Source organism: Citrobacter sp. On2M (assembly GCF_018035235.1).
Lineage (GTDB): Bacteria > Pseudomonadota > Gammaproteobacteria > Enterobacterales > Enterobacteriaceae > Citrobacter > Citrobacter meridianamericanus.
Window position 1 is genome coordinate 1169877 of record NZ_WPCV01000002.1, and the last position, 22399, is coordinate 1192275.

Genomic DNA, 22399 nt, shown 5'->3' on the forward strand with positions numbered 1-22399 from the left:
TCCACTGTGTTTAAAAAACGTCGTGCGCATTCTTCCGTGAATTACGTCTGTATGCAATGGGAAACATGAAAGAATACAGTCTCTTTTTCGCATTAGTCTGTGATTTGTTCTGCAAGTTTGGCAATACGCTTCGCCATACCTCTGAAAATAAACAGATGGGCTGGAATCATCAACAACCAGTAGAAGAGACCTGGCATGCCGTGTGGATGCCACCAGGCGCGTACATCAATGCGTCGGTGATCGCCTTTATCTTCCAGCGTGAAGCTCAGGCGACCCAAACCTGGCGCTTTCATTCCAAACAGCAGCGTCAGCTGTTTCTCGGGTTCAACAATGATAACTTTCCAGCTATCGACAGTATCGCCAACTTGTAACAGCGGGTGTTGCGGTCGGCCTTTAGCGAGCTTATGGCCGACCAACAGATCTAACGCCGCACGCGTTTTCCATAAAATATTGCCAAAGAAGTAGCCTTCTTTGCCGCCAAGTCGATTCACGACCTGCCACAGCGCTTTTTTGCTGGCGGAGGTTTCGACGCTAAAGCCAGCCTGTTTGGCGAAATAGCCATATTCAGGACGCCAGCGGGCAAACGCCTGCGCGTCGTAACCCCAGTCGCTGGAGTTGACCAGCTTTTCCTCTTCCTTCAACGTGCTGCGCACTGCGTCATCAAAGGCAATCAGCTTTTGCGGGATCAACGCACGTAATTCGGTGTCATCGGCCAACAGGTCGTGTTTTAAGCCCTGGATCAGTGCTTTTGCCGTGGTCGGCGGCACCGACGTAATGACGTTTAAAAACCAAACCGAAATCCAGCGGGTAGGAAAGGGAATGGGGATCAGCAGGCGATGTTTACCGCTGACCGCCATAAAATGTTCGAACTGTTCCTGATAGCTCAACACCTGCGGTCCGGCGGCTTCGAGTACGCGGTTATGTTGTGTGGGATGATCCAACAGCGCCACCAGGTAATACATCAAATTCTCCAGCGCGATAGGTGTTGTTCGCGAACGCACCCAACGTGGAGGAGTGAGAACCGGCAAGTTGTAGACCATGTCGCGCATCACTTCAAAGGCAGCGGAACCTGCCCCGACGATGATGCCAGCACGCAATTCAGTCATCGGTACGCCTGATTCACGCAGGGTATCGGCGGTTATTTGCCGCGCACGCAGATGATCGGATTGTTCATGCCGGGGAGCTTGCAATGAGCTCAGGAAAATAAGCTGTTTGACCGGGGTATTACGTAGCGCATCGCGTACGTTCATCGCCACCTGGCGTTCGTGGGCGATAAAATCACCGCCTTCACCCATACCGTGGACCAGATAATAGACCGTATCAACACCGATCAGCAGCGGCGCAAGATTATCTGGCCAGTTTAAATCGATCTTATGGCAACTGACGTTGGCCAGTTGCTGCTTTTCCAGCCGTTCAATGCGGCGTGCCGCAGCCAGCACCTGATGCCCTTGTTGGCTGAGTGCCTTTACCAGATGCTGACCAATGTAGCCACTGGCGCCAAGAACCAAAATCCGTTGCGGCACACCTATCTCCTTAGCGGGTTAAAAAAGCGCGCCAGTGGGCGACGACTTCAGCAAGTTGTTCACGCGATACGTCCAGATGCATCACCAGGCGCACAATCGGCGAGGCGTTAATCAGCACGCCTTGTGCTTTCATGTATTCGCCCAGCGCGGCAGCGTGCTCTTCGCCAACGCGAACAAACAGCATGTTGGTGTCGTGGCGCATGACGTCCGCACCTGCTTCGCGCAGCTGTTCAGCCATCCAGGCAGCGTTGTCATGGTCTTCCTGCAAACGCGCCACGTTATTTTTCAACGCATACAGCCCGGCCGCCGCCAGAATACCAGCCTGGCGCATTCCGCCGCCGGTCATTTTTCGCCAGCGAATGGCACGCTTGATGTACTCGTGGCTGCCGACCAGCAGCGAGCCTACCGGCGTTCCCAGACCTTTGGAAAGACAAATGGTGAACGAGTCGCAGTATTGTGTGACATCTTTAAGCTCACAGCCATAGGCGACGATGGCGTTAAAAATACGCGCGCCGTCGACGTGCAGGGCAAGGTTGCGCTCCCGGGTGAATTCCCAGGCCTCTTTCAGATACTCACGCGGCAGCACTTTGCCGTTATGTGTGTTTTCCAGACTGAGCAGACGGGTGCGGGCAAAATGGATATCGTCTGCTTTGATTTTTGCTGCCACTTTGTCCAGCGGCAGGGAGCCATCCGGCGCGGCATCGATGGGTTGCGGTTGAATGCTGCCGAGCACCGCTGCGCCACCCGCTTCGTAGAGATAGTTATGCGCGCCCTGACCGGCGATATACTCTTCGCCGCGCTGACAATGGCTGAGCAGGGCCACCAGGTTCGCCTGAGTGCCGGTAGGTAAGAAAATTGCGGCTTCTTTACCAGAAAGCTCGGCTGCGTATTGCTGGAGGGCATTAACGGTAGGGTCATCACCGTAGACGTCGTCCCCGACCGGGGCGGCCATCATCTCTTCGAGCATGGCGCGACTGGGTCGGGTGACAGTATCACTGCGTAAATCAATCATGGTATCTCCTTATTACACTTCATCCTTCAAGCTGCCTCGCCGTTGGCCGCACCCTCAAACCCCAGTCACATAGTATTCCTATGCTCCTGGGGATTTTCGGGCTTGCCGCCTTGATGCATCATGAATGATTTTGTGTGTGGTTTAATAAGGATGTTTTACCTGAGCCAGTTAGTTTTCGCCAGTTCGATCACTTCATCACCGCGTCCGCTGATGATAGCGCGCAGCATATACAGGCTAAAACCTTTGGCTTGTTCGAGCTTGATCTGCGGCGGGATCGCCAGCTCTTCTTTTGCCACCACCACATCGACCAGCACCGGACCGTCAATTGACATCGCCCTTTGCAGCGCCTCATCAACCTCTGAAGATTTCTCCACGCGAATGCCCGTGATACCACAGGCCTCGGCAATCCGCGCGAAATTCGTGTCGTGCAGTTCGGTGCCGTCGGTCAGATAACCACCAGCCTTCATCTCCATCGCTACAAATCCCAGCACGCTGTTGTTGAAGACAATAATTTTCACCGGCAATTTCATTTGTACCACCGACAGAAAATCGCCCATCAGCATGCTAAAGCCGCCGTCACCACACATGGCGATGACCTGACGTCCCGGTTCAGTCGCTTGTGCGCCGAGTGCCTGCGGCATGGCATTGGCCATCGACCCGTGGTTAAAGGAGCCGATCAGGCGGCGTTTGCCGTTCATTTTCAGATAGCGCGCCGCCCAAACCGTTGGTGTGCCCACGTCGCAAGTGAAGATGGCGTCGTCAGCGGCGAAGTGGCTGATTTGTTGTGCCAAATATTGCGGGTGAATGGCTTTATCACTGGGTTTGGCTAAATCATCCAGCCCTTTGCGTGCTTCGCGATAATGTTCCAGCGCTTTATCCAGGAACTGCCGCTCGGTTTTTTCTTCCACCAAAGGCAGCAGGGCGCGGAGGGTGGATTTAATATCGCCTACCAGCGCCATATCAACTTTACTGTGCGCACCAATGCTTGCAGGGTTGATATCAATTTGAATAATCTTGGCGTCGGTGGGATAGAACGGGCGATAGGGGAACTGGGTGCCGAGCAAAATCAGCGTGTCGGCATTCATCATGGTATGGAAGCCGGATGAAAAGCCAATTAACCCGGTCATACCCACGTCGTAAGGGTTGTCGTACTCAACATGCTCTTTCCCGCGCAGAGCGTGCACGATCGGGGCTTTGATCTTAGCCGCAAACTCAACCAGCTCTTTATGCGCACCGGCGCAGCCGCTGCCGCACATCAGGGCGATGTTGCTGGAGTAGCGCAGCAGTTGCGCCAGTTTTCTCAGCTCTTCCTCTTCCGGGGTGACTACCGGGAGCGGCGCATGGTACCAGTGCGTGGTGGCGCTTTCAGGGGCGGGCTTCAGCGCCACGTCGCCGGGTAATACCACCACGGAGACGCCACGGTTGAGCACCGCTTTACGCATAGCTATAGCTAACACCTGGGGGATCTGCTCAGGGCTGGACACCAGCTCGCAATAGTGGCTACATTCACGGAACAACTCTTGCGGGTGGGTCTCCTGAAAATAACCGCTGCCTATTTCACTGGATGGAATATGCGCGGCAATCGCCAGCACCGGGACGTGGTTGCGGTGGCAATCAAACAGGCCGTTGATCAGGTGCAAGTTTCCGGGTCCACACGAGCCTGCGCAGACAGCCAGCTCGCCTGATAACTGTGCTTCAGCGCCCGCGGCGAAGGCCGCAACCTCTTCATGACGGGTTGGCATCCAGTCAATTGTTCCCATACGATTAAGGCTGTCACTAAGGCCATTGAGTGAGTCACCCGTTACACCCCAAATGCGTTTTACGCCAGCTTGTTCGAGTGTTTTAGCAATAAAAGCGGCAACCGTTTGTTTCATGGTTTTCCTTCTCCTCTGATGTGATACCGGTTACAAGTTTAGATGAAGATAATCGTTATGCTTCTCATTACCCCTTATTTCCGGCAGGTTTCATTTAATCTGTATTAACTGTAGTTTGTTAATTGCACATAGTGAAACAAGTAATAAATTCAAATGGTTATAAAACTATTAAATACAGTTAACCGGATGCGCGATCATGCGGGTTTTGGCAAGTTTTTGTTACGCCTTGCTGTCGGTGGACTGATGCTGTTTCATGGGCTGCATAAACTGTTCGCGGGTATTGATGGCATCAGCGGCATGCTGATAGCGAAAGGTTTCCCAGGCTTTTTTCCATTGCCGGGAATTCGACCTGGCGGTAGTTTGCTGTCTGAGCGTCAATACTGAGGCAGCAACGCGTTAACATTTTGCCCGCCTCGCCATTAAATCCATTTACTCATCCAGCTCGCCAGTGTCCCACAGATTGTGCCGACGCCTTTGCGCACGTTGCGTCAGTGCCTTTGCCATCGCGGCGCCTATCTCAGCGCTAACCACCAGACCCTGAATAAAGGGACGAGCGTGCATTAACCACGGCAACCCGCCAAAGGCAAGGCGGTTGCGGGCATTTTCTGGCGCTTGCAGCGTGTAATCTTCACCGATATCCGGGATCTTATCGCCACAGGCCAGCAACTGAGCGCGTAACGTTGGGAAAGGGATATCTTTGCTCTGCAATGCCCGCTGCCCTCGGGCGTCAATAAACACATCAAATTCGCTGCGTCGACCGTGGTGATAAATTACCGTCATTTCCTGTTCATTCGTGCGCTCATAATCCGCACCAAGTGTAAGGATCTCAATTAGTCCGGCGTCGTGGAGCGCCAGCAGTCGGCGTACTGATTCAGAAGGGATTGCCGCATAGTTATCAATAAATACGCGCGCCAGTCCTCGCTTAAAGCGTTTTTCATCAAGCGGATCAAGATGTGGGACGATCTCTTCGATAACCTCGTGTAGTCGTAGCAGGGTATAGCGCCACGCAACGGTGCGCTGTTCCTGTTTGTTGCGTTCAACTTCAATCAGGTTGCGCTTCGCCCATTCAAAAGGATCGTGCTCGAGCCTGTCGGCAAAGTAGGCCTCTGGGAATGTATCGGCATTAAGTTCCTCAAGTGCTATCTCTCGACTCCACTGTGGAGCGGCATCTTGTAATTGTTGCGCAATAATCCGGAAAATACGGTCCAGTAATCCTTTTTGCCCACGGGCAATGGCGTCTTCAATTGCTTCTGGCGTTGCGATATTCAACGATTCATAGGGCAGAGGGCAGTAAAAATCCGCTTCAGGCAGCACGCCGCTGCGCGACATCAGGGTCAGCTTCAGGCTTTGGCTGTCGGATTTACAGATAAACTGGAGTGCGTTATCAGCCCCGGTAGTGAAGGCTCCGTGTTGGCAGGCCACGGCCATCGCCGCGTCAATCGCGCTGAGCGAGGTGCCAAGAATTCCCACCCGGCAAGCGCTAATCTGTACATCCATCAGACCGGTCCACGGACAGGGGAAAAACTTCCGCGTCTGTACATCCGTTTCAGGCCACAGATGACCGGTGGCAATGGCGGCGAAATCCACCTCGACTGGCTGTGAAGCATGATTGATCCACAGCGAGACGCCATTCGGGTTTGCGCGCAGGTCGGTGACTTCGCTTGATTCGTTTATGCTAATCGTGAAGCCTGAGCCTCGCGCTTTCTCGACGATAGCGAATAAACGATCGCGATAATAGTCACCGAGGAGCACGCGGGGTAAAAATTGCCGTTCATGCAGAGACGTCCGTTCAATCCTAAACTGCGCCAGATAGTCATCACTTTGATTCTGTAGCCACGTCAGATAACTGATATAAATCGGTGGGATCTCAATGCTGGCTATATTTGCCAGCATGAAGTCTGCGTTGTTGTCGCTGTTGTAAGGCATGCCGACGCCTGCTTCCTCAGCTTGCTCATAAAGCTCTATTTCCAGCGGTTCACCACGTTCCACCAGGGCATGAAGCGTATAGATTCCGGTGGGACCGACGCCGACGATGGCCACTTTTTTCATGGGGGTCCTTGTAGAAAGTTCGACGTGGTAGTCGGGAATATTGCTTAATCAGTGCAGAGTAAGTGTGGTCGATAAATTGTGGGATGAAGGAAGAATTTTGTCGAAGCGGGGGAAAAATCGGAATTTTGCAGCGCCTGTCAGCATAAAAAAAAGGCTACCCGGTTGAGCCTGGCAGCCTTTTGTACATCAGAGGTCAGCTAATTACGCCAGCACTAAATCACCCTGCGGATGACAGGAGCAGGCCAGCACATACCCTTCAGCGATTTCCGCGTCGGTCAGCGTCATGGTGCTGCTGACCGTGTAGTTACCGTCAACCACTTTGGTTTTGCAGCAGCCGCAAACGCCCGCACGACAGGCAGCGACAACCGGGACTTTATTGCTTTCCAGTGCTTCCAGCAGCGTGCTACCCACCGGCGCGTAAAACGCTTTCGCCGGCTGCAGTTTGGTGAACTTCAGACCACTGGTGGCAGCTTCTGCCACTGGGGTGAAGAACTGCTCTTTAAAGAAGCGCGTCACGCCCAGCGCTTTCACTTCTTTTTCGACCAGATCCATATACGGCGCCGGGCCGCAGGTCATTACCGTACGCGAAGTCAGATCTGGCACGCTTTGCAGCAGTTCGGTAGTCAGTCGACCAGAAACAAAGCCGTGAGTGGCGTTGTTTTCAGCGACTATCGTCACCGGATATTCACGCCATTCGTCAGCAAAAATGACATCCTGCGGCGAACGAACGTTAAAGATCACCTGCACATCAACCTGCGGGCGGTATTTTGCCAACCAGCGACGCATTGACATGATTGGCGTAACGCCGCAGCCGGCTGCCAGCATCAGGAACTTGTCTTCTGCTTTATCTTCACAGGTGAATTCACCCATGGCATCGGACAGCCAGATATAGTCGCCGCGCTTCACGTCGCGGGTCAGCCACTGTGAACCTGCACCCTCGTCAATCCGGCGGATAGTCAGCGTAATATATTCGCTAACGCCCGGCGTCGAAGAAAGAGTGTAAGCACGCAGCGTGTCCGCTGAATTACGTACGCTGACCAGTGCATACTGCCCGGCGCGGTACGGATAATAGTCGTGGCACAGCAACGAAATTGTCCATACATCCGGCGTTTCCTGATGGATGTGATGAACCTGCATCCGCCATGGGCACTGATGAGTTGGCATTGTCATTCTTTACTCCTTACGCGCTCAGCAGTTGCTTCATGTCTTCTTCAACAGTGGTTACGGAACGCAGACCAAACTTCTCGTTGAGCACTGCCAGCAGGTCTGGCGTGAAGAAACCAGGTGCAGTCGGGCCAGTAACGATATTTTTCACGCCAAGCGACAGTAGGGTCAGCAGAATAACAATCGCTTTCTGTTCGAACCAGGAGAGCACCAGAGACAGCGGCAGATCGTTCACGCCACAACCCAGTTTCTCAGCCAGGGTTACCGCCAGGATGATGGCAGAGTAAGCATCGTTACACTGACCGGCATCCACCAGACGTGGCAGACCTTCAATATCACCGAAATCCAGTTTGTTGAAACGGTATTTACCACAGGCCAGGGTCAGGATTAGGCAGTCGTCTGGCACGCTGGTCGCGAAGTCGGTGAAGTAGTTACGTTCGCCGCGTGCGCCGTCACAACCGCCCACCAGGAAGATATGACGCAGTTTTTCACGGCTGACCAGGTCAATCAGCGTATCAGCAGCACCCAGCAGGGTCTGGCGACCGAAACCAACGGTGATCAGGTGCGGAATTTCGCTATACGGGAAGCCAGCCATCTGTTGCGCCTGAGCAATAACCGGACCGAAATCGTCACCTTCAAGGTGGCTCACACCTGGCCAGCCGACGATGCTACGCGTCCAGATACGGTCATCGTAAGCGCCAACGGTTGGGTCGATGATGCAGTTAGAGGTCATCACGATTGGACCTGGGAAGCGGGCGAATTCAACCTGCTGATTCTGCCAGCCGCTGCCGTAGTTACCGATCAGGTGTTTGAACTTACGCAGTTCCGGGTAGCCGTGCGCCGGCAGCATTTCACCGTGGGTATAGACGTTCACGCCGGTCCCTTCGGTTTGCTCAAGCAGGTTGTACAGATCTTTCAGGTCGTGGCCGGAGATCAGAATACATTTACCTTCGGTTGCTTTAACGTTGACCTGAGTCGGGGTCGGGTGGCCATATTTCGTGGTTTCACCAGCATCCAGGATGCTCATCACTTTGAAGTTCATCTGGCCGATTTCCATTGAGCACTCCAGCAGAGCGTTCATATCGGAAGGCCAGGTACCCAACCACGCCATGATTTTGTGGTACTGCGCGTAAATAGCGTTGTCGTATTGGCCGAGAACGTGCGCATGTTCCATATAGGCAGCGGCACCTTTCAGGCCGTACAAGCACAGCAGACGCAGGCCGAGAATGTTCTCGCCAATGGCTGCTTTATCTTTATTTGGGGTAAATTCAGCCGCCTGACGTTGCAGGTCGCCCAGATCGTCGCTGACCAGTTGTAGATCGGCCATCGGGTTAGCGACCGCTGCGTTCGCGTCGATATTCAGGCATTGTGCTTTCAGGGCATCGCGCATGGCGATAGCTTCACGGGCATAGCCAACAATACGCGGGGAATCGAAGTTTACGTTAGTCAGCGTGGAGAAGAATGCACGCGGCGCAAAGTTATCAACCTCATGGTCGATGATGCCGTATTCACGTGCTTTAACAGCCCATGCAGACAGACCTTGTAGGGCAGCAATCAGCAGATCCTGCAAATCGGAGGTTTCGGCCGTTTTACCGCACATACCCTGCGCGTAAGAGCAGCCGTTTCCTGCCGGAGTACGGATGGTTTGTTCACATTGCACACAAAACATGGTCACACCTTTTAAAGTTATATTTGATATACATGTTTGAGGTTATGCCTGTGCGCGAAGGGATAAAAGAGATTTCTGCTACAACTTGCAGGGAGATTGATTTAGCGCAATTTTGGCGGTAGCTGACTACCGCCAGAGAGGTATTTGTCTGTGTATCAGGCGGAGAAAAAGGCCATCAACAGAGGCACTAACAGACTCAGGATAAAGCCGTGAACGATGGCTGCGGGAACCATTTCCAGACCGCCGCTACGTTGTAATACGGGCAGGGTGAAATCCATTGATGTCGCGCCACATAGCCCTAACGCGGTAGAGCGGCTGCGACCGACCAGGCCTGGAATCAACATAATAGCGATCAGTTCTCGACCCAGATCGTTAAAGAAAGCGGCGCTACCAATCACCGGTCCGAACGATTCGGTCAACAGAATACCGGACAGGGAGTACCAACCAAAACCTGATGCCATCGCCAGCGCGGTTTTCATCGGCAGGTCGAGAATCAACGCATTGATAACCCCCGCCAACATCGAACTGGCAACGACGACCACCGCCACAATCATCCCCCGGCGATTCAGCACGATTTGCTTTAAGGTCATGCCGCTGTTGCGCAGTTGAATACCCACGAGGAACAGTAAAAATATGAGCGTATATTCGCTGGCTTCGGTGGCGTGCTGCAGAATGGAAATACCGGTGAGGCCGAGCAGGAAACCCACGACGACAACGCCACACAGCTGGAGAGACTCCAACGCCATTGCGATTCGCGAAGGTAGCTTTTCTTGCTTATGATTGTGTCGCCAGGGCAGCGAGCGCTCCAGCCAGAACAGTGCGGCAATATTACACAGCAAAATGACCGTCACGCTGACGGCAGAATAATGAAGAATGGCTAACAGATTGCTGGCGAGATTATCCAGAAACGCCAGACTGATACCCATAAAAAAGAGAATAAGGTAAACGATCCAGCTTAACAGGCGATTGATGAGTTTTAATGCAGCCCTGTGCCGAAGCGGAATAAGGTAGCCCGCAATAAGGGGAACCAGAATGATTAACAGCCCTGAAAACATGAAAATCAGATCCTTGCTGAGAAGTAAGACGAAATGCGCCAGCACACACTACTCAAAGCAAAGAGGGGAGTAAAGTTGCAAATAAAAGGAAATATAGAGAGGATAAAAAAGACCTGACTTGCGCCAGGCCTTTTTTGTTAGCGATTAATCGCGTTTTTCCAGCAGAGTGCGGTAAATAAGACCGCCGAGGACCCCACCGATAATCGGCATAACCCAGAAGAACCACAATTGTTGTAATGCCCAGCCGCCCTGGAAGATGGCGACAGCGGTACTACGCGCCGGGTTCACCGACGTGTTGGTAACCGGAATACTGATCAAGTGGATCAAGGTTAACGCCAGACCAATTGCAATGGGGGCAAAACCTGCCGGAGCATGTTTATCGGTCGCGCCGTGGATCACTAATAAGAAACCAGCAGTCAGAATAATTTCAATCACTACGGCAGAAAGCATGGAATAGCCGCCCGGAGAATGTTCACCAAAGCCGTTCGAGGCAAAACCACTGGTTGTTGCATCAAAACCCGCTTTACCGCTGGCAATAAGATACAGAGCCGCAGCGGCAACAATACCGCCAACAACCTGAGCAATAACGTAACCAATAACGTCTTTTGCCGGGAATCGGCCGCCAGCCCATAAACCGAAGGTTACCGCTGGGTTAAAGTGTCCACCAGAAATATGTCCTACCGCGAATGCCATAGTCAGTACGGTCAGACCAAACGCCAATGCCACACCGACAAACCCAATACCCAACTCCGGGAATGCGGCTGCCAAAACTGCACTGCCGCACCCACCAAAGACGAGCCAAAACGTACCGAAGAATTCGGCTGCTAATTTCCTGAACATAACCACCTCAATTAAAAGTTCCGGGTTCGTGTTTCTCGCCCGGTAATTCATCGCTAAAAGGGACGATGATGAAAGAGCGGGTATTTTAGAAAAAAACATCATCCCTTCGCCAGTTAAATTGATGAAAAAATTTGATTTAAGGCAATATGTTGTGATTCCTTTTTGAATATTGGATGAATGAAGCATAGTTCAATTAACAAAAGACGATGATTGAGTCCGGAAATAATATTCAAGGGAAAACATAAGAAGAATATTCTTATATTATGGGGTCCTACGATTAACCTCCTGATGATATCGGGTGTCCTGAGCGCCGCTTGCCGTTATACTCCTGATAACTTGAAGGAAAAAGTTAGCATTTCCGGAGGCTATATGATTCTCGAACGCGTTGAGATTGTTGGATTTCGTGGTATTAACCGTCTGTCACTGATGCTGGAGCAGAGCAACGTGCTGATTGGTGAGAACGCGTGGGGTAAGTCCAGTCTGCTGGATGCCTTAACCTTGTTGCTGTCGCCGGAAACTGATTTGTACCACTTTGACCGCGAAGATTTCTGGTTCCCACCGGGCGATATACAGGGCCGGGAACATCATTTGCATATTATCCTGACGTTTCGTGAGTCTCAGCCGGGCCGTCATCGGGTGCGTCGCTATCGTCCTCTGGAAGCCTGCTGGACGCCGTGCCAGGATGGCTATCACCGTATTTTCTATCGTCTGGAAGGTGAGTGTGGTGATGACGGTAGCGTTCTGACGTTACGCAGTTTTCTTGACGGCGAGGGCCATCCGCTAACCCTCGACGATATTAACGATCAGGCGCGACACCTCGTGCGTTTGATGCCGGTATTGCGCTTGCGCGATGCCCGTTTTATGCGACGGATCCGCAACGGTACGGTGCCGGATTCAGCGGAAATCGAAGTGACAGCGCGGCAACTGGATTTTCTGGCGCGCGAATTGGCTACCCGACCGCAAAACCTGACCGATGGGCAAATACGTCAGGGGCTATCGGCCATGGTACAACTGCTGGAACATTACTTTTCTGAGCAGGGTTCTGGCCAGGCACGCTATCGGCTGATGCGTCGTCGTTCCAATAACGAACAACGTAGCTGGCGCTATCTGGATATTATTAACCGTATGATTGATAAACCTGGCGGACGCACACACCGGGTGATCCTGTTGGGACTGTTTTCGACGCTGTTGCAAGCTAAAGGAACGCTGAGACTGGATAAAGACGCCCGGCCTTTACTGCTGGTTGAAGACCCGGAAACACGTTTACATCCTATTATGCTGTCGGTCGCCTGGCACCTGCTGAATCTACTCCCTCTGCAGCGGGTGGCAACCACTAACTCCGGCGAACTACTGTCCCTGACGCCCGTGGAACACGTTGTCCGTCTGGTGCGTGAGTCCTCTCGCGTCGCCGCCTGGCGGCTGGGGCCGGGTGGGATCAGCGCTGAAGACGGTCGTCGTATTGCCTTTCATATTCGTTTTAATCGTGCATCGTCATTGTTTGCCCGCTGTTGGCTGCTGGTGGAAGGTGAAACGGAAACCTGGGTTATCAATGAACTGGCTCGCCAGTGCGGGCACCATTTTGATGCGGAAGGTATTAAAGTTATTGAATTTGCCCAGTCCGGCCTGAAGCCGCTGGTGAAGTTTGCCCGTCGGATGGGTATTGAGTGGCATGTGCTGGTCGACGGTGATGAGGCCGGGAAAAAGTATGCGGCTACCGTGCGCGGTTTGTTGAATAACGACAGAGAAGAAGAGCGCGATCATTTAACCATGCTTCCCGCGCTGGACATGGAACACTTTATGTATCGCCAGGGGTTTGCAGACGTCTTTCACAGAGTGGCGCAAATTCCGGAAAACGTGCCCATGAATATGCGCAAAATTATCTCGAAGGCGATTCACCGTTCATCAAAACCGGATTTGGCCATTGAGGTGGCGATGGAAGCCGGAAGGCGCGGCGTTGACGCGGTGCCCACGCTGCTGCGGAAAATGTTTTCCCGCGTGCTGTGGCTGGCACGCGGCAGAGCGGATTAGTGGCGAAATAGTTGGGATAGCTGGGCGTGTATTGCATCCAGTAATTGATAGCGACGGCGGTATTCCGCGCGTTTTTTACTGGCAATTTCCGCCTCGCTTTTCCGCGCGATTGTGCGTGGAATATGGTAGTAACCGAGATTGTCGCACTCGCCGCCAACTGATTCCCAAAATGCGTTGTAGTCGGAATGAATGACCTTATTTTTATCGTGGTAGCGTTGGCTGCGAAAGATATGCTGTTCATTGCTGACAGCCATAACATTATCAATATTCAATCGTTCTGCTAACCGGCAAATGGCTTCCATCACAATACGTTTTGGAAATATCCCGTGACAGGACTTGGTCGCTTTTTGTATTGCTTCGTGAGGAAGTTGCGCATTGCCCTGCACACCGCCAATAAATAATGTCCTTTTGCCATTATATTCGCAGAACGTAAACGTCATTTTAGTCAGTACGTCTCCGTCGCTATTTTGTACCTGAATGGTACTTTCTCCCTCTTTATCCAGTACCGGCAACATCATCATGGTGACGTTAAATACGTCGTCATCTTTGCCTTCAATTTGCGCCAGCTGTAAGCCATCATTGCTTAATAAGGCGTTAAATTCTGCGGGTAAAAATGCGTGGCGGATAACATGATAATGAAAACGCACCGCGTCTAAACGCATTTTACGGGTGAAGTTTGCGGCAAGGTAAGGACGATGTAAACGCACCGGCAGTCGGGGTTGGCGGGATAGCAGGTTTTCAAGATCCGGCCATTGGGCGAGTTCTGTCATCCATTCCTGAGTAAGATGAGGTATCAACAATGAGCGCCAGATAAACTTACGACGAAAGCTCCTTTTATCCCAGCAATGGGCGGGGCGTAAATGACCGCTACTAAGCCGGTAAAAAAGGCCAAAGCTGGTAATGGGTTTAGTGGAAAGAAAAGTGCCTTCAGTTAGCTGACTCATAATTAAAATCCGATTGATACCTTAGTACTAATTTCAGCACAGCGGATCTTAACCATTCATCAATAACTCTGTTATTCTTTGCACTTTTCAACGCCTGTTAATTTAGTGTTGATGTTTATCAGTCCACTCTGGTGGGCGTATTGGGGGAACCAGGACATTTATGAAGCTCAAGGGAAAAATCAAAAAGCGCTATTTTCTCTTCGCCATCATCATTATTGTGGCAGTAATTGCACTTTGGAGAACGCTCAATGCGCCTTTACCTCAGTATCAAACCTTAATTGTTCGTCCGGGCGATCTGCAGCAAAGCGTTCTGGCTACCGGGAAACTGGATGCGTTGCGTAAAGTAGATGTCGGGGCGCAGGTCAGTGGGCAGTTAAAAACGCTGTCGGTTGCGATCGGTGATAAAGTAAAAAAAGATCAGCTGCTCGGTGTTATCGATCCTGAACAGGCGCAAAACCAGATCAAAGAGGTTGAAGCGACGCTGATGGAATTACGTGCTCAGCGTTTACAGGCTGAAGCTGAGTGGAAACTGGCGCGGGTGACGCTTTCCCGTCAGCAACAGCTGGCAAAAACCCAGGCGGTCTCGCAGCAGGATCTCGATACGGCAGCGACCGAGATGGCGGTGAAACAGGCACAAATCGGTACCATCGACGCGCAGATTAAACGTAATCAGGCTTCTCTCGATACCGCCAAAACCAACCTTGACTACACCCGCATCGTCGCACCAATGGCTGGCGAAGTAACGCAAATTACCACTCTGCAGGGGCAAACCGTTATTGCCGCCCAACAGGCGCCTAATATTTTGACGCTGGCAGATATGAGCACCATGCTGGTGAAAGCGCAGGTTTCCGAGGCGGATGTGATTCATCTGCATGCCGGGCAAAAGGCCTGGTTTACCGTCCTCGGCGATCCGCAGACGCGCTACGAAGGTACGCTCAAAGATGTTCTTCCGACGCCAGAGAAAGTGAATGATGCGATCTTCTACTATGCTCGCTTCGAAGTTCCTAACCCGAAAGGGATCCTGCGTCTGGATATGACTGCGCAGGTTCATATTCAACTCACGGATATCAAAAATGTTCTGACGATCCCACTGTCGGCGCTGGGCGATCCTATTGGCAATAACCGTTATAACGTCAGGCTGCTGCGTAATGGCGAAACCCGCGAACGTGAAGTGGTTATCGGTGCGCGTAATGACACCGATGTGGAGATCGTGAAAGGGCTGGAAGAGGGGGATGAAGTCATCACCGGCGAGGGCAACGCAGGAGTTGCAAAATGACGGCATTGCTTGAACTAAGCAATATCCGCCGCAGCTACCCGTCCGGCGAAGGGCTGGTCGAGGTATTGAAGGACGTATCCTTGCGCATTCAGGCCGGGGAAATGGTGGCGATTGTCGGGGCATCGGGATCGGGAAAATCGACGCTGATGAACATTCTTGGCTGTCTGGACAAGCCCACCAGCGGTACGTATCGGGTTGCAGGACGCGATGTCTCCACGCTGGATAGCGATGCGTTAGCGCAACTGCGTCGCGAGCATTTCGGGTTTATCTTCCAGCGTTATCATTTGCTGTCACATTTGACCGCCGCGCAAAACGTTGAGGTGCCTGCGGTCTACGCAGGCACCGAACGTAAGCAGCGTCTGGCGCGTGCGCAGGAATTACTCCAGCGACTGGGTCTGGGCGACAGGGTTGATTATCAGCCTTCTCAACTTTCCGGTGGACAGCAGCAGCGAGTCAGTATTGCGCGTGCGCTGATGAACGGGGGGCAGGTGATCCTCGCCGACGAACCTACCGGCGCGCTGGATAGCCATTCCGGCGAAGAGGTGATGGCGATTTTGCATCAGCTGCGCGATCGCGGACACTCGGTAATTATCGTCACGCACGACCCGCAGGTTGCCGCACAGGCCGAGCGGGTCATTGAAATTCGTGACGGCGAGATTGTGCGCAATCCGCCGCCACAGAAACCCTCTGGTGGACGCGATATCGCGGAGCCAACGGTGAAAACGGCATCCGGCTGGAGCCAGTTTGTCAGCGGATTTCGTGAAGCGCTTACCATGGCCTGGCTGGCAATGGCTGCGAATAAGATGCGAACGCTACTCACCATGCTTGGGATCATCATCGGTATTGCTTCTGTGGTGTCGATCGTGGTGGTAGGCGATGCGGCTAAACAACTGGTACTGGCAGATATTCGCGCTATTGGTACTAACACCATTGATATCTATCCTGGCAAAGATTTCGGCGACGACGATCCACAATATCAACAGTCGCTGAAATATGACGATTTAACGGCATTACAGAAACAGCCCTGGGTCAGTTCGGTTACGCCAGCGGTGTCGAAGAACCTGCGGCTCCGTTATGGCAATATTGACGTGGCAGCCAGCGCGAACGGCGTTAGCGGCGACTATTTCAACGTCTATGGCATGACGTTTAGCGAAGGAACGACTTTTAACGCGGAGCAACTGGCAGGGCGCGCTCAGGTGGTTGTGCTCGACAGTAATACCCGGCGCCAGTTGTTCCCCAATAAAGCGAAAGTTGTCGGCGAAGTCGTGCTGGTGGGAAATATGCCGGCCACGGTCATTGGCGTTGCAGAAGAGAAACAGTCGATGTTCGGCAGCAGCAAGATCCTGCGGGTCTGGCTGCCCTACAGCACTATGTCCGGGCGAATTATGGGGCAGTCGTGGCTGAACTCGATCACCGTGCGGGTGAAGGATGGATATGATAGTGCCCAGGCCGAGCAGCAACTCACCCGGCTGCTGACGTTGCGTCACGGTAAAAAGGATTTCTTCACCTGGAATATGGACGGTGTCTTGAAAACCGCCGAAAAGACCACACGTACATTACAACTCTTCCTGACACTGGTGGCTGTGATTTCACTGGTCGTCGGTGGGATTGGCGTGATGAACATCATGCTGGTTTCGGTGACCGAGCGAACGCGCGAGATTGGCATTCGTATGGCGGTTGGCGCGCGTGCCAGCGACGTGCTGCAACAGTTCTTAATTGAGGCGGTGCTGGTGTGTCTGGTTGGCGGCGCGTTGGGCATTAGCTTGTCGATGCTGATCGCCTTTACGCTTCAGCTATTCCTGCCCGGCTGGGAAATCGGTTTCTCACCCGTAGCTTTGTTGACGGCGTTCCTGTGCTCGACCGCGACCGGGATTTTGTTTGGCTGGCTTCCGGCGCGAAATGCCGCGCGGTTGGATCCAGTAGATGCTCTGGCGCGGGAATAATGCCACAGAGATAAAAATGCCAGCCGCAAGGGCTGGCATTTTGACTGCAGGATGTACACAATGAAACAGAAGAGTTATTTATGCGACAGCTTCTGCTTCAATGACAGGCACGATGACACTGGCATGATTGCCTTTTGGCCCCTGGTGGACATCAAACTGGACAGACTGTCCGGCTTTTAGCGTTCTGTAACCATCCATCTGAATGGTGGAGTAATGGGCGAAAATATCTTCGCCGCCGCCTTCGGGGCAGATGAAACCAAACCCTTTGGCGTTGTTGAACCACTTAACAGTACCCGTTTCCATACTTCGACATCCTTCGTAAATCTTATATAAGTAAGATGGAATGAACCGGTGGCGGAGTGGGGGCTGTTCAAAACCTCGCCAACTCTCGAAATTACAATTTAGAGAAATCAGGCGGGGCGTCAAGCGCCAGGCAGCCGGAATAGGGTAAAAATGCATCAAAATTTGAAGCAGTTAACGCTATTGTCGGTTATGTGACAGATGTCGCGAATGGCACTAATAGATGATAGTTATCTAATACTTGAGGTAGATTGATTGTGCGCATAGGCTGCTGGTCAGCGGCAAGATTTTCTGCCGGAAACCGTAACTGAAGATGACAACTGACCATGGGTAAGACGAACGACTGGCTGGATTTCGATCTGCTGGCGGAAGATAAATTGCGCGACGCGCTAAAACCGCCATCTATGTATAAAGTGATATTAATCAATGATGATTACACTCCGATGGAGTTTGTTATTGACGTGTTACAAAAATTCTTTTCTTATGATGTAGAACGTGCAACGCAACTGATGCTTGCAGTTCACTATCAAGGTAAAGCGATTTGCGGCGTATTCACTGCCGAAGTGGCTGAAACCAAAGTTGCGATGGTGAACAAGTATGCGAGGGAGAACGAGCATCCGTTGCTGTGTACGCTGGAAAAAGCCTGAATGCAGGCATAAATATTGGGGGAGGTGCCTATGCTCAATCAAGAACTGGAACTCAGTTTAAACATGGCTTTCGCCAGAGCGCGCGAGCACCGACATGAGTTTATGACCGTCGAGCACTTGTTACTGGCTTTGCTCAGTAACCCGTCGGCCCGCGAAGCGCTGGAAGCGTGTTCTGTGGATCTGGTGGCGCTGCGTCAGGAACTTGAAGCCTTCATTGAACAAACCACACCCGTATTGCCTGCCAGTGAAGAAGAGCGCGACACGCAGCCAACGTTGAGTTTTCAGCGCGTGTTGCAACGTGCGGTCTTCCATGTTCAGTCCTCCGGGCGCAATGAAGTTACTGGCGCGAATGTGCTGGTCGCCATCTTCAGCGAGCAGGAATCTCAGGCGGCTTATCTGCTGCGTAAGCATGAAGTGAGTCGCCTTGATGTGGTGAATTTTATTTCTCATGGCACGCGCAAAGACGAACCAAGTCAGTCTTCTGACTCTGGTAATCAGCCGAATAATGAAGAGCAAGCTGGCGGGGAGGACCGTATGGAGAACTTCACGACTAACCTTAACCAGCTTGCCCGTGTGGGCGGAATTGATCCGCTCATTGGCCGGGACAAAGAGCTGGAGCGCGCCATTCAGGTCCTGTGCCGTCGTAGAAAAAACAACCCGTTGCTGGTGGGAGAGTCTGGTGTCGGTAAAACCGCCATTGCCGAAGGTCTCGCCTGGCGTATCGTCCAGGGAGATGTGCCAGAAGTCATGGCTGATTGCACCCTTTACTCTCTGGATATCGGTTCGCTGCTGGCAGGCACCAAATACCGCGGCGATTTTGAAAAACGCTTTAAGGCGCTGTTAAAACAGCTGGAACAGGATACTAACAGCATTCTGTTTATTGATGAGATCCACACCATCATTGGTGCGGGGGCGGCATCGGGCGGCCAGGTGGATGCGGCTAACCTGATCAAACCGTTGCTCTCCAGCGGCAAAATCCGCGTGATAGGCTCAACCACCTATCAGGAGTTCAGCAATATCTTTGAAAAGGACCGTGCGTTAGCGCGTCGTTTCCAGAAAATCGATATCACTGAGCCGTCGGTAGAAGAGACCGTGCAGATCATCAACGGCCTGAAACCGAAATACGAAGCACACCATGACGTTCGTTACACTGCCAAAGCGGTGCGTGCAGCGGTCGAACTGGCGGTGAAATATATTAACGATCGTCATCTGCCGGATAAAGCAATTGACGTAATTGACGAAGCGGGCGCGCGGGCGCGTTTAGTGCCGGTTAGCAAACGCAAGAAAACCGTCAACGTAGCGGATATCGAGTCCGTGGTGGCCCGCATTGCGCGGATCCCGGAGAAGAGCGTTTCGCAAAGCGATCGTGATACGCTGAAAACTTTGGGCAACCGCCTGAAAATGCTGGTATTCGGACAAGACAAAGCCATTGAGGCACTGACGGAAGCGATCAAAATGAGCCGTGCCGGTCTGGGACACGAGCATAAACCTGTCGGGTCGTTCCTGTTTGCCGGGCCGACTGGCGTCGGTAAGACCGAGGTCACGGTACAACTGTCCAAAGCACTCGGCATTGAGTTGCTGCGTTTTGATATGTCCGAGTATATGGAGCGCCACACCGTCAGCCGCCTGATTGGTGCGCCTCCGGGCTATGTCGGTTTCGACCAGGGCGGTTTGCTGACAGATGCAGTTATTAAGCATCCGCATGCGGTACTGCTGCTGGATGAGATTGAAAAAGCACACCCGGATGTCTTTAACCTGCTGCTTCAGGTGATGGATAACGGTACGCTGACCGACAATAACGGGCGTAAAGCGGATTTCCGCAACGTGGTTCTGGTCATGACCACTAACGCAGGCGTGCGTGAAACCGAGCGTAAATCGATTGGGCTGATTCATCAGGACAACAGTACTGATGCGATGGGCGAAATCAAAAAAGTGTTTACGCCGGAGTTCCGTAATCGTCTCGATAACATTATCTGGTTCGATCATCTCTCAACTGAGGTGATTCATCAGGTTGTTGACAAGTTTATCGTCGAGCTTCAGGTTCAGCTGGATCAGAAAGGTGTCTCTCTGGAAGTGAGTCAGGAAGCCCGAGACTGGCTGGCTGAGAAGGGCTATGACCGCGCAATGGGCGCACGTCCGATGACGCGTGTGGTCCAGGATAACCTGAAAAAACCACTGGCTAACGAATTGCTGTTCGGTTCGCTGGTTGATGGCGGTCAGGTAACCGTTGCGCTGGATAAAGAGAAAAATGAGCTGACCTATGGCTTCCAGAGTGCGCAAAAGCACAAGCCCGAAGCAGCACATTAATTTCTAATCACCGATGAGCCGGGCGTAATGCCCGGTTTTTTTTCGCCTGAAAGTAGTGATTTGAATTGGGGATACTCGGAGAATTTAAACGGCAGGCAAAAAATAAGCCTGCGTAAGGGAGATTACGCAGGCTAAGGAGGTGGTTCCTGGTACAGCTAGCATTTATGGGTTATGTTTTTCAGCGGAGGAGATAATACCCTTAATGAACGAAACGGTATGTGATCGATTTCTAAGAATCTTCCGTACGCTGAAAAATAACCGTAATTAACTACTTAGCATGTGGGTTGCGTGTGGACTCACCGGCAAAATTACGCATCAACAATGCATAATTCAGATCGATATCCTCCGGTACTGGCATCCAGACGGTGTAGCCATCACCCGGTGCAACCGGCATTGCTTCGCCTTTCGCGTTTTCCATCTGCTCGAGAGTAAAGTTGATGTTGCCTTGTGGGGTCATCAGCTCCAGGCTGTCGCCGACGGTGAATTTGTTTTTCACCAGTACTGCCGCCAGTTCACCTTTACGTTCACCAGTGAATTCACCGACAAACTGCTGGCGCTCGGAAACAGAGAAGCCGTATTCATAGTTCTGATAGTCGTCATGCGTATGGCGGCGCAGGAAGCCTTCGGTGTAACCACGATGCGCCAGACCTTCCAGCGTTTCCAGCAGTTGCGGGTCGAACGGTTTACCGGCTGCGGCATCATCAATCGCTTTGCGATATACCTGTGCGGTGCGCGCACAGTAGTAATAGGACTTGGTGCGACCTTCAATTTTCAGCGAATGCACGCCCATTTGAGTCAGTCGTTCAACGTGGGCAATAGCTCGCAAATCCTTCGAGTTCATGATGTAAGTACCGTGTTCGTCTTCAAACGCGGTCATATACTCACCCGGACGCTGGGCTTCTTCGATCATAAATACTTTGTCTGTCGGCGCGCCAATCCCCAGCGTCGGCTCAACGTTTTGTACCGGGATAGGCTCGTATTTATGCACGATATTGCCCACCACGTCTTCTTTGCCTTCCTGCACGTTGTATTCCCAGCGGCAGGCATTGGTACAGGTGCCTTGGTTCGGGTCACGCTTATTGATGTAGCCAGAGAGCAGGCAACGGCCGGAGTAGGCCATGCACAGCGCACCGTGCACGAAGATCTCAAGCTCCATATCCGGCACCTGGGTGCGGATCTCTTCAATTTCTTCCAGCGATAGCTCGCGGGAGAGGATCACGCGGGTCAGCCCCATCTGTTTCCAGAACTTCACCGTTGCCCAGTTTACGGCGTTAGCCTGTACTGAAAGGTGAATGTCCATCTCCGGGAAGTTTTCGCGCACCAGCATGATAAGCCCCGGGTCTGACATGATCAGGGCATCCGGCCCCATTTCCACCACCGGTTTCAGATCACGAATGAAGGTTTTCAGCTTGGCGTTGTGAGGGGCAATGTTCACCACCACGTAGAATTTTTTACCCAGTTCATGGGCTTCATTAATGCCGAGCTGCAGGTTTTCGTGGTTGAATTCGTTGTTGCGTACGCGCAATGAATAACGCGGTTGGCCCGCATACACGGCGTCTGCGCCATAGGCGAAAGCGTAACGCATGTTTTTCAGCGTTCCCGCCGGGGAAAGGAGTTCCGGTTTAAACATAATTTTCTCGTTCTGATGACAGGTCAGACTCGCCACACTCGGTGAGGCGGTTAGGGGAGTGCCCCCATATTAAGGGCGGGCATTGTAGCGCTGAGGGGCGGGCAGGTAAAGTCATTGTACCTGGTGGTCGCTCCGCCT

General features: G+C 52.4%; 16 protein-coding genes and 1 pseudogene. 6 read left to right on the forward strand and 11 right to left on the reverse strand.

The window, feature by feature from the left end:
- Positions 1-92 precede the first annotated feature (92 nt).
- The 3 genes from On2M_RS07675 to poxB all read right to left on the reverse strand — a co-directional run bounded on the left by On2M_RS07675 (position 93) and on the right by poxB (position 4409).
- On the reverse strand, positions 93-1523 hold the full coding sequence (locus On2M_RS07675; protein WP_187253386.1) for an SDR family oxidoreductase: 1431 nt from the start codon (positions 1521-1523) through the stop codon (positions 93-95).
- A gap of 10 nt (positions 1524-1533) precedes the next feature.
- Positions 1534-2535, reverse strand: a complete 1002-nt coding sequence (ltaE, locus tag On2M_RS07680; protein ID WP_061067664.1) for a low-specificity L-threonine aldolase — start codon at positions 2533-2535, stop codon at positions 1534-1536.
- Between the two features lie 155 nt (positions 2536-2690).
- On the reverse strand, positions 2691-4409 hold the full coding sequence (gene poxB / locus On2M_RS07685) for a ubiquinone-dependent pyruvate dehydrogenase (RefSeq protein WP_151219788.1): 1719 nt from the start codon (positions 4407-4409) through the stop codon (positions 2691-2693).
- A gap of 153 nt (positions 4410-4562) precedes the next feature.
- On the opposite strand from poxB, the pseudogene On2M_RS07690 reads away from it, so the two are divergent.
- Positions 4563-4736, forward strand: a pseudogene (locus tag On2M_RS07690) (DoxX family protein); the annotation flags it as partial.
- Between the two features lie 102 nt (positions 4737-4838).
- Here the strand turns inward: On2M_RS07690 and On2M_RS07695 are convergent.
- From On2M_RS07695 to aqpZ, 5 genes are all read right to left on the reverse strand, one after another.
- Positions 4839-6458: an FAD-NAD(P)-binding protein gene (locus On2M_RS07695; RefSeq protein WP_210904577.1), complete on the reverse strand. Its 1620-nt coding sequence runs from the start codon at positions 6456-6458 to the stop codon at positions 4839-4841.
- A gap of 201 nt (positions 6459-6659) precedes the next feature.
- Complete coding sequence (gene hcr, locus On2M_RS07700) at positions 6660-7628, reverse strand: NADH oxidoreductase (RefSeq protein ID WP_187253383.1); 969 nt, start codon at positions 7626-7628, stop codon at positions 6660-6662.
- A gap of 10 nt (positions 7629-7638) precedes the next feature.
- Positions 7639-9291, reverse strand: a complete 1653-nt coding sequence (gene hcp / locus On2M_RS07705) for a hydroxylamine reductase (protein ID WP_151224706.1) — start codon at positions 9289-9291, stop codon at positions 7639-7641.
- Between the two features lie 155 nt (positions 9292-9446).
- The gene (locus On2M_RS07710; protein ID WP_210904578.1) at positions 9447-10346 is read right to left on the reverse strand and encodes a lysine exporter LysO family protein; all 900 of its coding nucleotides are present in this window, start codon (positions 10344-10346) and stop codon (positions 9447-9449) included.
- A gap of 144 nt (positions 10347-10490) precedes the next feature.
- Positions 10491-11186 (reverse strand): aquaporin Z, encoded by a 696-nt coding sequence (gene aqpZ / locus On2M_RS07715; RefSeq protein ID WP_151219783.1) that lies wholly within the window; start codon positions 11184-11186, stop codon positions 10491-10493.
- Positions 11187-11555: 369 nt separating this feature from the next.
- Between aqpZ and On2M_RS07720 the strand changes: the two genes are divergently transcribed.
- Positions 11556-13214, forward strand: coding sequence for an ATP-dependent endonuclease (locus On2M_RS07720; RefSeq protein ID WP_151219782.1), 1659 nt, complete (start codon positions 11556-11558; stop codon positions 13212-13214).
- Here On2M_RS07720 and On2M_RS07725 read toward each other — a convergent pair.
- Positions 13211-14158: a VirK/YbjX family protein gene (locus tag On2M_RS07725; RefSeq protein ID WP_151219781.1), complete on the reverse strand. Its 948-nt coding sequence runs from the start codon at positions 14156-14158 to the stop codon at positions 13211-13213. The genes On2M_RS07720 and On2M_RS07725 overlap by 4 nt on opposite strands.
- A gap of 160 nt (positions 14159-14318) precedes the next feature.
- On the opposite strand from On2M_RS07725, the gene macA reads away from it, so the two are divergent.
- Both macA and macB read left to right on the forward strand, forming a co-directional pair.
- Entirely contained in the window at positions 14319-15434 is a 1116-nt protein-coding gene (gene macA / locus On2M_RS07730; RefSeq protein WP_187253379.1) for a macrolide transporter subunit MacA, read from the forward strand.
- The gene (macB, locus tag On2M_RS07735; RefSeq protein WP_210904579.1) at positions 15431-17377 is read left to right on the forward strand and encodes a macrolide ABC transporter ATP-binding protein/permease MacB; all 1947 of its coding nucleotides are present in this window, start codon (positions 15431-15433) and stop codon (positions 17375-17377) included. Before macA ends, macB begins: the two co-directional genes overlap by 4 nt.
- Positions 17378-17455: 78 nt before the next feature.
- Here the strand turns inward: macB and cspD are convergent, their stop codons facing one another.
- The gene (gene cspD, locus On2M_RS07740; RefSeq protein WP_003036813.1) at positions 17456-17680 is read right to left on the reverse strand and encodes a cold shock-like protein CspD; all 225 of its coding nucleotides are present in this window, start codon (positions 17678-17680) and stop codon (positions 17456-17458) included.
- Between the two features lie 323 nt (positions 17681-18003).
- Between cspD and clpS the strand changes: the two genes are divergently transcribed.
- Together clpS and clpA are read left to right on the forward strand one after the other, a co-directional pair.
- Positions 18004-18324 carry an ATP-dependent Clp protease adapter ClpS gene (clpS, locus tag On2M_RS07745; protein ID WP_151219778.1) on the forward strand — a complete coding sequence of 107 codons (321 nt, stop codon included), beginning with the start codon at positions 18004-18006 and terminating at the stop codon, positions 18322-18324.
- A 30-nt stretch (positions 18325-18354) separates the two neighbouring features.
- Positions 18355-20631 carry an ATP-dependent Clp protease ATP-binding subunit ClpA gene (gene clpA / locus On2M_RS07750; protein WP_187253378.1) on the forward strand — a complete coding sequence of 759 codons (2277 nt, stop codon included), beginning with the start codon at positions 18355-18357 and terminating at the stop codon, positions 20629-20631.
- A 268-nt stretch (positions 20632-20899) separates the two neighbouring features.
- On the opposite strand, the gene yegQ is transcribed toward clpA, so the two are convergent.
- Entirely contained in the window at positions 20900-22261 is a 1362-nt protein-coding gene (gene yegQ, locus On2M_RS07755; protein WP_151219777.1) for a tRNA 5-hydroxyuridine modification protein YegQ, read from the reverse strand.
- Positions 22262-22399: the final 138 nt, after the last annotated feature.

Bases quoted from the DNA above. Each gene is read 5' to 3' on its own strand.
- On2M_RS07725 (WP_151219781.1), bottom strand. From the start codon at position 14,158: ATGAGTCAGCTAACTGAAGGCACTTTTCTTTCCACTAAACCCATTACC.
- clpS (WP_151219778.1), top strand. From the start codon at position 18,004: ATGGGTAAGACGAACGACTGGCTGGATTTCGATCTGCTGGCGGAAGAT.
- hcr (WP_187253383.1), bottom strand. From the start codon at position 7,628: ATGACAATGCCAACTCATCAGTGCCCATGGCGGATGCAGGTTCATCAC.
- yegQ (WP_151219777.1), bottom strand. From the start codon at position 22,261: ATGTTTAAACCGGAACTCCTTTCCCCGGCGGGAACGCTGAAAAACATG.
- On2M_RS07710 (WP_210904578.1), bottom strand. From the start codon at position 10,346: ATGTTTTCAGGGCTGTTAATCATTCTGGTTCCCCTTATTGCGGGCTAC.
- hcp (WP_151224706.1), bottom strand. From the start codon at position 9,291: ATGTTTTGTGTGCAATGTGAACAAACCATCCGTACTCCGGCAGGAAAC.
- On2M_RS07695 (WP_210904577.1), bottom strand. From the start codon at position 6,458: ATGAAAAAAGTGGCCATCGTCGGCGTCGGTCCCACCGGAATCTATACG.
- aqpZ (WP_151219783.1), bottom strand. From the start codon at position 11,186: ATGTTCAGGAAATTAGCAGCCGAATTCTTCGGTACGTTTTGGCTCGTC.
- macB (WP_210904579.1), top strand. From the start codon at position 15,431: ATGACGGCATTGCTTGAACTAAGCAATATCCGCCGCAGCTACCCGTCC.
- macA (WP_187253379.1), top strand. From the start codon at position 14,319: ATGAAGCTCAAGGGAAAAATCAAAAAGCGCTATTTTCTCTTCGCCATC.
- cspD (WP_003036813.1), bottom strand. From the start codon at position 17,680: ATGGAAACGGGTACTGTTAAGTGGTTCAACAACGCCAAAGGGTTTGGT.
- clpA (WP_187253378.1), top strand. From the start codon at position 18,355: ATGCTCAATCAAGAACTGGAACTCAGTTTAAACATGGCTTTCGCCAGA.
- poxB (WP_151219788.1), bottom strand. From the start codon at position 4,409: ATGAAACAAACGGTTGCCGCTTTTATTGCTAAAACACTCGAACAAGCT.
- ltaE (WP_061067664.1), bottom strand. From the start codon at position 2,535: ATGATTGATTTACGCAGTGATACTGTCACCCGACCCAGTCGCGCCATG.
- On2M_RS07720 (WP_151219782.1), top strand. From the start codon at position 11,556: ATGATTCTCGAACGCGTTGAGATTGTTGGATTTCGTGGTATTAACCGT.